Origin of the sequence: Rhizobium sp. BK251 (assembly GCF_004345245.1) — a bacterium.
Taxonomy (GTDB): Bacteria; Pseudomonadota; Alphaproteobacteria; order Rhizobiales; family Rhizobiaceae; genus Rhizobium.
In genome coordinates, this window is record NZ_SLUQ01000008.1 from 135,720 (window position 1) to 147,870 (window position 12,151).

Consider the following 12,151-nt stretch of genomic DNA (forward strand, 5'->3'; position numbering starts at 1 on the left):
CTTGACATCTTTCGACTGATGTCTTACGACTGACGAAATTCAAAATTCGTCAGTCGTAATTGGAAGTCGAGAGATCATGTCCGTCACAGCCGATACCGCTCCCGATTCAACCCGCCAGGAGAATGTCACGCGCATTCTCGATTCAGCCGAGCGGCTGTTCCGCCACTATGGCTACAGCAAGACCACAGTGGCCGATATCGCGCGCGACCTCGGCATGTCGACGGCCAACATCTATCGTTTCTTTGCATCCAAGACGGAGATTCACCAGGCGGTGTGCGGACGCATGCTGACCGTGAGCTACGAAGGCGCCTACGCGATCGCGCAATTGCCGATCAGCGCTTCCGAGCGGCTGCGCCGCTACGTGCTGGGCCAGTACCAGATGACGCTGGATAACATGGTCGACGAGCACAAGGTCCACGAGATGGTGATCGTCGCGATCGAGCGCGACTGGCATGTCATCGAAAAGCATATCGACCGCATTCACGATCTGCTCGCAGAGGTCATCCGCCAGGGCATCGAGGCGGGAGAGTTCGTCGACCAGGACCCGCAGGTAGCGTCGCGATGCTTCGGCGCGGCCACCATCAACCTCTGTCATCCGCAGATGGTGGCGCAGTGTCTGTCCAAGCAGAACCGCGCCACGCCGGACGAGCTTATCGAATACGCAATCAGGGCTTTGAAGAAATAAATAATGCCGGGGACCGGCACGGTTCCGGATTTTCCGATGTTTTTATGGGGAATACCAAGATGTCGTCACCGATCCGCATGACCGTCCCAGCCCTCGGCGCATTCCTGCTTGCAGCAGCGGCGCTGGCAGGCTGCTCCGAGGATACAGCCGAGACCAAGGAAATCATCCGCCCGGTCAAGGTGCTCGAGATCGCGAAGGCTGACGATACGCGCGCGCTGGAGTATTCCGGTTATGTGCGTGCCCGCACGGAAATGAACCTCGGCTTCCGCGTGAACGGCAAGGTGATTGCTAGACTCGTCGACATCGGCGAGCGCGTGAAACCGGATGACGTGCTGGCCCGTGTCGATTCCACCGACTATGGGCTGGCCGTCAACAGCGCCGAGGCCAATCTCGCAGCCGCGCAAAAACAGGTCGAGACGACCGATCTTGCCCGCACGCGCGCCGAGCAACTGTACGCCAAAAACGTGGCGCCCAAGTCCCAGCTCGAAGAGGCGACGCTTGCCAGCGAGCAGGCGGTTTCGACGCGGGATGCGGCGATCTCCTCGCTCCAGCAGGCCCGGAACCAGGTGGGCTACACGGAACTCAAATCCGACAAGAGCGGTATCGTGACTGCCATTGCCGCCGATGTCGGGCAGGTGGTGAGTGCTGGAACGCCGGTGCTGGCGGTTGCCGTCGACGGTGAGAAGGAAGTCCAGATCGCCGTGCCGGAGACCGATATCGCCCAGTTCAGCCCGGGCAAGATGGTGAAGGTGCGGTTCTGGTCGCATGACGCACTGTTGCTCGACGGCAAGGTGCGGGAAGTCGCAGGCAGCGCCGACCAACAGTCGCGCACATTTGCGGTGCGCGTCAGCCTGCCCGAGGATCCGCGCATCCTGCTCGGGATGACGGCGACCATCGAGGCGACCGGTGACAATGGCGGCGGCTTCGTTTCGGTGCCGCTGAGCGCGCTTGCGGAGAAGAATGGCGAGCAGATCGTCTGGCTCGTCGATCGCGGTGCCGGCACTGTCCACGCACGCGTCATCAAGATTTCGGATTTCACAGGCGATGGGGTGCATGTTGCGGAAGGATTGCGGCAGGGAGATCTCGTCGTTGCCGCGGGCACGCAGTTCATGGCGGAGAACATGAAGGTCAAGCTTCCCGGTAGCGGCCAGCAATCGGCTTCGGTCGAGGGCACGGCCGATGGCGAACTGGTCCGCTGATCCAGCTCTAGCGACGGGGATAGAAGACCATGGAAAACTCCACCCAGGAAAAGCGCCCGTTCAATCTCTCCCGATGGGCGATTGCGCATCCGAGCATCGCGCGGTTTCTGTTCGGGCTGATCATCATCACCGGCGTGCTCGGCCTCATGCGCATGGGCCAGAAGGAAGATCCGGACTTTACCTTCCGCGTCATGGTCGTCCAGGCGATCTGGCCCGGCTCCTCCATCCAGGAGATGGAAGACCAGGTCGTCAACAAGATCGAGCGCAAGCTGCAGGAAACGCCCCATATTGATTGGGTCAAATCCTATACCCGGGCCGGCTCGGCCATCATCACGCTGCAGGTCAAGGGCGACACCAACGCCGAGCAGGTGGCGGATGCCTTCTATCAGGTCCGCAAGAAGGTTGGCGACATTGCCAACGAGCTGCCGCAAGGTCTGCTCGGGCCGTATTTCAACGATGAATTCGGCGATACCTTCATCACGCTGCACTCGATCAGCGGCGACGGATACTCCTATCCGGAACTGAAGAAGTTCGCCATCCAGGCGCGCGACATGCTGCTGACGACGCCGGGCGTCGAAAAGGCCGTCATCATCGGTGATCAGCCGGAGAAGATCTATATCGACGTTTCCTCCAAGTCGCTCGCCGAACGCGGCCTGACGCTGACCGACATTCAGAATGCCGTTCGGGGCCAGAACAATGTCGATCCTGCCGGATCGGTCGATACCGGCATCCGCTCGGTGCGCATTTCCGTCGAAGGTGATGTCCGCAAGGCCGAGGATATCAGGGAACTGCGACTGCGCGCCGGCGGTCAGGTGACCCGGCTCGGCGATATCGCCACCGTTACCTCCGGCCTCGAGGATCCCTATCAGCGCAAGTACCGCTTCAATGGCCACGACAGCGTTCAGGTCGGTGTCGTCATGGCCAAGGGCTTCAAGGTGACCGATGTCGGCAAGGATGTCGAAGCGACCTACAAGAGCTTCGAGCAATCCCTGCCCTATGGCGTGGCGGTCGACCAGATTTCCAACCAGCCGGACGTGGTGACCGATGCGGTCAGCGAATTCATGCACGCGCTCGGCGAGGCGCTGGTGATCGTGCTGATCGTCTCCTTCGTGTCGATCGGCTGGCGCTCCGGCCTTGTGATTGCCATTGCGATACCGCTCGTGCTGGCCGCGACCTTCGCCATCATGTACGAGCTCGGCATCGACCTGCAGCGCATCTCGCTCGGGGCTCTGATCATCGCGCTCGGTCTGCTGGTCGACGACGCCATGATCGTCGTCGAACTGATGGAGCGAAAGCTGGAGGAGGGGCTCGTCAAGATCGACGCGGCGAGCTTCGCGTATTCCTCGACCGCTTTCCCGATGCTCACCGGGACGCTGATCACGACGGCAGGCTTCATTCCCGTCGGCTTTGCGGCGTCCCAGGCGGGCGAGTATGTCCGCTCGCTGTTCTATGTCGTCGGCATCGCGCTTGTCGTGTCGTGGTTCGTGGCCGTCTATTTCACGCCCTGGCTCGGCTACATGATCCTCAAGCAGCGCAAGCATGCGGGCGAGCATCATGACGTTTTCGACACCCGCTTCTACCGCCGTCTTCGGTCGAGCGTTGGCTGGGCGGTGCGACACCGGGTCATCGTGCTGCTTTTGACGCTCGGCACCTTTGCCACCAGCCTGTGGGCCTTCCAGTTCATCCCGCAGAATTTCTTCCCGCAGTCCTCCCGTCCCGAGATCCTCGTCGATCTCTGGCTGCCCGAAGGCACGAGCATCAAGGAGGTCGAGACCCAGGCGAAGGCGCTGGAAGCCCGGATGATGGACGACGAGGACAAGCGTTTCATCGCCACCTATATCGGTGAGGGTGCACCGCGCTTCTTCCTGCCGCTCGACCAGCAGCTGCGCAACCCGAACTTCGCACAGCTCCTCGTGATGGCGAAGGACGAGCCGGCCCGCGAGCGGCTGATCGTCAAGCTGCGCGGCATACTCGCGCAAGACTTCCCCTCGATCCGCGCCAAGGTGGACCGGCTCTTCCTCGGGCCGCCGACGGGCTGGCCGGTGCAGCTGCGCGTCATGGGTCCGGATAGGCAGGAAGTGCGCCGCATCGCCGATGAGGTGAAGGCGAAGTTCCAGGAAAATCCGATGCTGGGCGCGATCCACGACGACTGGCTCGAGCCGGTGCCGGCGATGAAGCTGGTGATCGACCAGGATAGGGCGCGCGCCCTCGGTGTCAGTTCCCAGCGGGTTCGCCAGATGCTGCAGGCCACCATGTCCGGGGCGCCGCTCGACGACTTCCGCGACGGCGAGGAGACGGTTTCGATCGTCGTCCGTGAACCGGATGCCACCCGTCATCTGCTGTCGGCGGTGAATTCCGTCTATGTTCCGACGGACTTCGGCGGCTTCGTGCCGATCTCGCAGGTCGCCAAGGTGGTGCCGGTCATGGAGCAGGGCATCGAATGGCGCCGCGACCGCCTGCCGACGATCACCGTGCGGGCGACGCTTCCGGACGGTGTTCAGTCGAACGACGTCGTCGCGAAGCTCTATAGTGACATCAAGCCGCTGCGCGACGGCCTTGCCCCCGGCTACAAGATCGAGGTCCAGGGCGGTGCCGAAGACAGCGCCGAAAGCCAGGCCTCGATTGCCGCCAAGGCGCCGATCATGCTGGTCGTCATCGTGGTGCTCCTGATGGCACAGCTCCAGCACTTCGGAAAAGCGATGCTGGTGCTGGCAACCGGTCCGTTGGGCATCATCGGCGCGGCTGCGGCGTTGCTGATCAGTGGCGCACCCTTCGGCTTCGTCGCCATCCTCGGGGTGATCGCCCTGCTCGGTATCATCATCCGAAACTCGATCATTCTCGTCGATCAGATCGACCAGGACATCAAGGCGGGCATGGAGCGGCAGGAAGCGATCATAGGTGCGGCGGTCCGTCGTTTCCGTCCCATCATGCTGACGGCCATGACGGCGGTGCTGGCGCTGATCCCGATCTCGCGCGGCGTCTTCTGGGGCCCGCTCGCTTTCGCGATGATGGGCGGCATTCTGGTTGCGACGGTGCTGACGATCTTCGTGCTGCCGGCCGGCTATGCGCTCTTCTTCGGCAAGGAGCCCAAGAAACGCGGCCATGACGAAAGGCCTTCTGCAGAGGCCGAGCAAGCGGCGTTGGCAAATCCACATTCGATGGCCGCTGAATGATCCATCCGATGGTGCGGCATGAGGTTGCCGCACCATCGGTTTTCTTGCCCCTAGCTCACATCCGGACGCCCTCTTCGTTGCCTTGGGAGGTTATTCACCGGGGACGCCGACTTTCTCGCTCTCGACATTTCAGCTTTTTTGGTTTTGATCTGGCGATAGAGAATTTCGTTTCCTCCGGGTGGGCGCCATGCCTGTCCAATCGCAGGTAGGCACCGATGGTGAAAAGGTCCGAAATCCAGGAGCGGCTCGACGATGCCGCGCGTGCCGGCTGGCTCTATTATGTCGCCGGCAGGACGCAGGACGAGATCGCGGCCGCCATGGGCATATCGAGGCAGTCCGCGCAAAGGCTCGTTTCGCTCGCCGTCGCCGAGCGGCTGATCAAGGTAAGGCTCGACCATCCGATCGCCCATTGCCTGGAACTCGCCCAAGCGCTTCGCACCAAGTATGGCCTGAAGCACGTAGAGATCGTGCCGAGTGATCCCGGCTCCTCGTCAACGACGGTCGGGCTTGCGGAGGCGGGGGCAAGCGAAATCGAGCGCTGGCTGAAGCGGACCGACCCGATCGTGCTTGCCATCGGGACGGGACGAACGCTGAAGGCGGCCGTCGACCAGCTGCCCATGATCGAGTGTCCGCATCACCGCGTCGTCTCATTGACCGGCAATATCGCGCCGGATGGCTCGGCGGCCTATTACAACGTCATCTTCAGCATGGCCGATGCAGTCAAGGCCAGGCATTATCCGATGCCGTTGCCGGTGCTGGCCTCGGCCGCGGAGGAGCGCGAACTGCTGCACGGCCAGCCGCTGGTGCGGGCGACGCTGGAGATGAGCGCAAAGGCCGACGTCACCTTCGTCGGCATCGGCGAGCTCGGAGTGGACGGTCCGCTCTGCGTGGACGGCTTTCTCGGCCGCGAGGAAATGCTCGATCTGGTGGCGAATGGCGCAGCCGGAGAGATATGCGGCTGGATTTTCGACCACCAGGGCAATCTTCTCGACAATCCCGTCAACGAGCGCGTCGCGTCGGCGCCGATACCCTCTCGGGAGAACTCGTCGGTCATCGGAATCGCCAAGGGCAAGCGCAAGTTCGAGGCCATCAAGGCAGCCGTCACGGGTCTCCAGGTCAACGGCCTGATCACCGACGAAGAGGTCGCCGAATTTTTGCTCAAGTCTTGAGCAAAAATTTACATCTTTTAATTTCAATAGGATAGCTTCATTCTTCGGCAATGCAGCAACGAATCTGCATTGACTTTTTGCCGCAGTGCGTGAGTAATTGCCCACGAGCAAAGCGAATGCTCATTTTCTCTTCTGGGAGGAAGACATGACATTGAAGACTTTTCTGCTGGGCGCCTGCTCGGCTTTGGCATTTGCCGGCGTGGCTTCGGCAGAAACGCTGACGATCGCAACCGTGAACAATAACGACATGGTCCGCATGCAGGGGCTGACGTCGGACTTCACCGCAAAGAACCCCGATATCCAGGTCGAGTGGGTCACGCTTGAGGAAAACATCCTGCGTGAGCGCGTCACGACTGATATTGCCACCAAGGGTGGCCAGTATGACATCCTGACGATCGGCAACTACGAGGTTCCGATCTGGGCAAAGCAGGGCTGGCTGCTCGAACTGAGCAACCTCGGCCAAGGCTACGACGTCGATGACCTGTTGCCGTCCATCCGTGGTGGTTTGACGGTCGACAGCAAGCTCTACGCTGCGCCGTTCTACGGCGAATCCGCCATGATCATGTATCGCACCGACCTTTTCGAGAAGGCCGGTCTCAAGATGCCTGAAAACCCGACCTGGGAATTCATCGGTGACGCGGCACGCAAGATCACGGATCGCAACGCCGATATCAACGGCATCTGCCTGCGTGGCAAGGCCGGATGGGGCGAGAACATGGCCTTCATCACGGCGCTCACCAATTCGTTCGGTGGACGTTGGTTTGACGAAAAGTGGCAGCCGCAGTTCGACCAGCCGGAATGGAAGGCATCGCTGCAGTTCTATGTCGACCTGATGAAGGATGCCGGGCCGTCTGGCGCGTCCTCAAACGGTTTCAACGAGAACCTGACGCTTTTCGAGCAGGGCAAGTGCGGCATGTGGATCGATGCGACCGTCGCCGCTTCCGCCGTCTCCAATCCCAAGGATTCGACGGTTGCCGACAAGGTCGGTTACGCGATCTTCCCCTCTAAGGAAGGTGTCGCCAACCATGGCAACTGGCTGTGGTCTTGGAATCTCGCCGTCCCGACGAGCTCGACCAAGGCTGAGGCAGCCCAGAAGTTCATCGCCTGGGCGACCAGCAAGGAATATACCGCCCTGGTGGCCTCCAAGGACGGCTGGGCCAGCGCTCCTCCCGGCACCCGCACCTCGCTCTACCAGAACGAGGAATACAAGAAGGTAGCGCCCTTCGCCGCACCGACGCTTGCAGCCATGAATGCGGCTGACATCACCAAGCCGACGGTGCAGCCGGTTCCCTACACCGGCGGGCAGTTCGTGGCGATCCCTGAATTCCAGGCGATCGGAACGAATGTCGGTCAGCTGTTCTCGGCAGTTATCGCCGGACAGTCCACGGTTGACGATGCACTTGCGCAGGCCCAGTCCGCGACCGTCCGCGACATGACCCGCGCCGGCTACATCAAGTAATCCTCCCGGAATGGATCGCCCGGCCCTGGTGCCGGGCGGTCTCCGATCCATTCGGCGACAGAATAACAAAATCTGAACAGTGCACGCTTGCCGCCCTTCGGATGGCGGCGACTTGAGGGAGGCTCGCAAGATGGCAACGCAGAGCACGAGAACGTTGGCACGCCTGATGATGGCGCCTTCCGTTCTGCTTCTCCTGATCTGGATGATCGTTCCGCTGGCGATGACATTGTGGTTCTCGTTCCTGAACTACAACCTGCTCAATCCCGGCAATGTGAGCTTCGCGGGTCTCTTCAACTACCAGTTCTTCTACACCGATCCGGCCTTCTTCCAATCGATCTGGAACACTCTGGTCATCGTCTGCGGCGTTCTGCTGATCACCGTCGTCGGCGGTGTCGCCATCGCACTCCTGCTCGACCAGCCAGTCTTCGGGCAGGGGATCGTCCACATTCTCGTCATCTCGCCGTTCTTCGTCATGCCGCCCGTCGCGGCGCTGATCTGGAAGAACATGATCATGCATCCGGGCTATGGCGTGCTTGCCGACATGGCCAAGTTCTTCGGGCTGAGGCCCATCGACTGGTTCGCGCAATATCCTCTGCTCTCCATTGTCATTATCGTCGCCTGGCAATGGCTTCCGTTCGCGACGCTCATCCTGCTCACCGCTCTGCAATCGCTGGACGGCGAACAGAAGGAAGCGGCCGAGATGGATGGCGCGAACTTTTTCAACCGCTTCATCTACCTGGTGCTGCCGCATCTGGCCCGGGCGATCACGGTCGTCATCCTCATCCAGACGATCTTCCTGCTCGGCGTCTACGCGGAAATCTTGGTCACCACCAATGGCGGTCCTGGCTACGCCTCCACCAACCTCGCCTTCCTGATCTACCGCACGGCGCTTCTCGGCTACGACGTGGGCGGCGCTTCGGCAGGCGGCATCATCGCGGTCGTGCTCGCTAACATCGTCGCCTTCTTCCTGATGCGCGCCGTCGGCAAGAACCTGGACCGGTAGGAGAAGATCATGGCTCGTTCGGTCACAACAAAGCACAAGGTCATCGCGACAGTCGGCGCATGGGTCGTGGCGCTGATCATCTTCTTCCCGATCCTGTACACGATCATCACCAGCTTGAAGACGGAGCCGGAGGCGATCGCTGGCTTCAACCTGATCCCGTCGGGCACATTCGAGAACTACATCACCGTCCAGACGCAGCGCGACTATTTCAAGCCGTTCATGAACTCGGTCATCCTGTCGGTGGGTTCGACCATCCTGGCGCTGATCATCGCGATCCCGTCTGCCTGGGCCATGGCCTTCTCGCCGACCAAGCGCACCAAGGACGTCCTGATGTGGATGCTCTCCACCAAGATGATGCCGGCAGTGGCGGTCCTGGTGCCGATCTACCTGATGTTCCGCGACTTCGGCCTGCTCGACAGCCGCATCGGCCTCACCGTCATGCTTACCCTGATCAACCTGCCGATCGTGGTGTGGATGCTCTACACCTATTTCCGCGAAATTCCGGGCGAGATCCTGGAAGCCGCGCGCATGGATGGGGCCGGCCTCTGGCAGGAGATCGTCTACGTGCTGACGCCGATGGCGGTTCCGGGAATTGCCTCGACGCTGCTCCTCAACATCATCCTCGCCTGGAACGAATCCTTCTGGACGATCCGGCTGACGACCACCAACGCGGCGCCGCTGACGGCCTTCATCGCCTCCTTCTCCAGCCCACAGGGGCTCTTCTGGGCAAAGCTTTCGGCGGCGTCGACCATGGCGATCGCACCGATCCTCATCCTCGGCTGGTTCAGCCAGAAACAGCTGGTCCGCGGCCTGACCTTCGGCGCAGTTAAATAAGGATACGAGACTATGGGCAGCATCACCCTCAAACGCGTGTCGAAGGTTTTCGGCGAGGCCAAGGTCATCCCGTCGATCGACCTGGAAATCAATGACGGCGAATTCGTCGTCTTCGTCGGCCCATCGGGCTGCGGCAAGTCCACGCTGCTGCGGCTGATCGCCGGGCTCGAGGATGTCAGCGGCGGCCAGATCCTGATCGACGGCAAGGACATGACGGGCAATGCGCCGGCCGAACGCGGCCTTGCGATGGTCTTCCAGTCCTACGCGCTCTATCCGCATATGAGCGTGCGCAACAACATCGCCTTTCCCCTGAAGATGGCGAAGCTCGACAAGGCGCTGATCGACAGGAAGGTGACGGACGCGGCGCGCGTGCTCAACCTCACTGACTATCTCGAGCGCCGGCCCTCGCAGCTTTCCGGCGGGCAGCGCCAGCGCGTCGCGATCGGCCGCGCCATCGTGCGCGAACCCTCGGCCTTTCTGTTCGACGAGCCGCTGTCGAACCTCGATGCTGCCTTGCGCGGTACGATGCGGCTCGAGATCAGCGAGCTCCATCAGCAGCTGGCGACGACGATGATCTACGTCACGCACGACCAGGTCGAGGCAATGACCATGGCCGACAAGATCGTTGTCCTGAACCGCGGCAATATCGAGCAGGTGGGGTCGCCACTGGATCTCTATCGCAGCCCACGCAATCTCTTCGTCGCCGGCTTCATCGGCTCGCCGCGCATGAACCTCGTGACCGGCGCCTATGCGAAGGCGCTGGATGCCCACACGATCGGCGTTCGCCCCGAACATGTCACCCTCTCCCATGAAAGCGGCGAATGGAAGGGCACGGTCAATGTCGCCGAGCACCTGGGTTCGGACACTTTCCTCCATGTGGAAATCGACGGAATCGGTCCGATCACCGTGCGCGCCGGTGGCGAGTTCTCCTGCCGACACGGCGATACCGTCTATGTCACGCCCGACAGGACCCGCATCCACCGGTTCAATGCAGACGGCCTGGCGATTGGCTCGATCGCCGGAGCGGCGGGCGCGTAGACGTGCGGGCTGGCTACGCGTGGCCGGACCGCCCAAGCCGGGCCGGCAGAACGGCCTTGCGCGCAACGACTTCAAAAGGACCTGAAACATGACGTGCAAACTATCGCTGGCAACCCTTGCAGAGGTGGCAAAGACAGCCGCCGTTCCGGCCTACGACCGGGCATCGCTCAAGGCCGGGATCGTGCACTTCGGCGTCGGCAACTTCCACCGCGCTCACCAGGCGATCTATCTCGACGACCTTTTCAACAAGGGGCAGGACCACGACTGGGCGATCGTCGGCGCCGGCGTGCTGCCCTCGGATGCCGCGATGCGTGACAAGCTTGCGGCGCAGGATTTTCTGACGACCGTCGTCGAGCAGGACAACAATCGTACGGCCGCGCGCGTCACTGCGCCGATGGTGGACATCCTTCCGGTCGGCGATGCGGCGGCGATCGTCGCCAAACTCGCCGATCCTTCGATCCACATTGTTTCCATGACGATCACGGAAGGCGGTTATTTCATCGACGCTTCCGGAAAGTTCAACCCGCAGCATCCGGCGATCGCTGCGGACGGCGCCAGTCCCTCCGCGCCAAAGACCGTCTTCGGCTTGATCGTCGCGGGCCTCAGGGCGCGCAGGGAAAAGGGTATCGAGCCCTTCACGGTCATGTCGTGCGACAACATTCCTCACAACGGCGTAGTGACCGCGAATGCCGTCGTGGGCACGGCGAAGCTCTCCGACCCTGCCTTCGCAGACTGGATCAAGGCGAACGTCTCGTTCCCGAACGGCATGGTCGACCGCATCACGCCGGCGACCGGCCAGCGCGAAATCGATCTGCTCAGGGACAAGTTCGGCATCGAGGACAATTGGCCGGTCTATTGCGAGGAATTCAAGCAGTGGGTGCTGGAGGACAAGTTCCCGGCCGGCCGTCCGGCGCTCGAGAATGTGGGCGTTACCTTCGTCTCGGACGTGACGCCCTACGAGCACATGAAGATCCGCATCCTCAACGGTGGCCACGCGGCGATCGCCTATCCGGCAGCGCTGATGGACATTCATTTCGTGCACGAGGCGATGGAAAATCCGCTCATCCGCGCCTTCCTCGCGAAGCTGGAGAACGAGGAGATCATCCCGATCGTGCCGCCGGTGCCGAATACGTCGCTTGCCGACTATTTCAAGCTGATCGAGCACCGCTTCCTCAATCCCAAGGTCGCCGACACGATCCCGCGGCTTGCGCAGGACGGCTCGAACCGCCAGCCGAAGTTCATCCTCCCCTCGACGCTCGACAACCTGCGCCAGGGCAGGGATGTCGTCGGCCTGGCGCTGGTCTCCGCGCTCTGGTGCCGCTACTTCGCGGGAAAGAGCGACAGCGGCAAGGAGATTGTCTTCAATGACGCCAGCGCCGACAGGCTTCACGCCGCCGCCCTGAAGGCGAAGGACGATCCCGCAGCCTTCCTCGCATTCGACGACATCTTCGGGGAGGTCGCGAAATCGGACCTGTTCCGCAAGCGCTTCGCCGACGCCCTGAAGACGCTCTGGGAAAAGGGCACACAGGCGACCCTGCAACTCTATCTCGACAACAAGCTCGCATCCTAGGGGCCGGCCTCCTTCTTCGCG

Annotated in this window: 9 protein-coding genes; all 9 read left to right on the forward strand. The window is 61.7% G+C overall.

Annotated elements, in window-relative coordinates:
- Positions 1-76 precede the first annotated feature (76 nt).
- The 9 genes from EV286_RS21205 (at position 77) to EV286_RS21245 (ending at position 12,130) form a co-directional block, all read left to right on the forward strand.
- A complete protein-coding gene (locus EV286_RS21205; protein ID WP_132959149.1) occupies positions 77-685 on the forward strand; it encodes a TetR family transcriptional regulator in 609 nt (202 codons plus the stop codon).
- 77 nt (positions 686-762) lie between these two features.
- Positions 763-1,884: an efflux RND transporter periplasmic adaptor subunit gene (locus tag EV286_RS21210; RefSeq protein WP_245500799.1), complete on the forward strand. Its 1,122-nt coding sequence runs from the start codon at positions 763-765 to the stop codon at positions 1,882-1,884.
- Positions 1,885-1,913: 29 nt separating this feature from the next.
- Positions 1,914-5,057: an efflux RND transporter permease subunit gene (locus EV286_RS21215; RefSeq protein ID WP_132959151.1), complete on the forward strand. Its 3,144-nt coding sequence runs from the start codon at positions 1,914-1,916 to the stop codon at positions 5,055-5,057.
- A gap of 215 nt (positions 5,058-5,272) precedes the next feature.
- Entirely contained in the window at positions 5,273-6,226 is a 954-nt protein-coding gene (locus EV286_RS21220) for a sugar-binding transcriptional regulator (RefSeq protein WP_132959152.1), read from the forward strand.
- Between the two features lie 145 nt (positions 6,227-6,371).
- Positions 6,372-7,685: a sugar ABC transporter substrate-binding protein gene (locus EV286_RS21225; RefSeq protein WP_132959153.1), complete on the forward strand. Its 1,314-nt coding sequence runs from the start codon at positions 6,372-6,374 to the stop codon at positions 7,683-7,685.
- 130 nt (positions 7,686-7,815) lie between these two features.
- Positions 7,816-8,688: a sugar ABC transporter permease gene (locus EV286_RS21230; protein ID WP_132959154.1), complete on the forward strand. Its 873-nt coding sequence runs from the start codon at positions 7,816-7,818 to the stop codon at positions 8,686-8,688.
- Positions 8,689-8,697: 9 nt separating this feature from the next.
- A complete protein-coding gene (locus tag EV286_RS21235) occupies positions 8,698-9,522 on the forward strand; it encodes a carbohydrate ABC transporter permease (RefSeq protein WP_132959155.1) in 825 nt (274 codons plus the stop codon).
- Positions 9,523-9,534: 12 nt separating this feature from the next.
- Entirely contained in the window at positions 9,535-10,560 is a 1,026-nt protein-coding gene (locus EV286_RS21240) for an ABC transporter ATP-binding protein (RefSeq protein WP_132959156.1), read from the forward strand.
- 88 nt (positions 10,561-10,648) lie between these two features.
- Positions 10,649-12,130 (forward strand): mannitol dehydrogenase family protein, encoded by a 1,482-nt coding sequence (locus EV286_RS21245; RefSeq protein WP_132959157.1) that lies wholly within the window; start codon positions 10,649-10,651, stop codon positions 12,128-12,130.
- Positions 12,131-12,151 lie beyond the last annotated feature (21 nt).

Coding starts and splice junctions, on each gene's coding strand:
- EV286_RS21205 (WP_132959149.1), top strand. CDS start 77: ATGTCCGTCACAGCCGATACCGCTCCCGATTCAACCCGCCAGGAGAAT.
- EV286_RS21210 (WP_245500799.1), top strand. CDS start 763: ATGACCGTCCCAGCCCTCGGCGCATTCCTGCTTGCAGCAGCGGCGCTG.
- EV286_RS21215 (WP_132959151.1), top strand. CDS start 1,914: ATGGAAAACTCCACCCAGGAAAAGCGCCCGTTCAATCTCTCCCGATGG.
- EV286_RS21220 (WP_132959152.1), top strand. CDS start 5,273: ATGGTGAAAAGGTCCGAAATCCAGGAGCGGCTCGACGATGCCGCGCGT.
- EV286_RS21225 (WP_132959153.1), top strand. CDS start 6,372: ATGACATTGAAGACTTTTCTGCTGGGCGCCTGCTCGGCTTTGGCATTT.
- EV286_RS21230 (WP_132959154.1), top strand. CDS start 7,816: ATGGCAACGCAGAGCACGAGAACGTTGGCACGCCTGATGATGGCGCCT.
- EV286_RS21235 (WP_132959155.1), top strand. CDS start 8,698: ATGGCTCGTTCGGTCACAACAAAGCACAAGGTCATCGCGACAGTCGGC.
- EV286_RS21240 (WP_132959156.1), top strand. CDS start 9,535: ATGGGCAGCATCACCCTCAAACGCGTGTCGAAGGTTTTCGGCGAGGCC.
- EV286_RS21245 (WP_132959157.1), top strand. CDS start 10,649: ATGACGTGCAAACTATCGCTGGCAACCCTTGCAGAGGTGGCAAAGACA.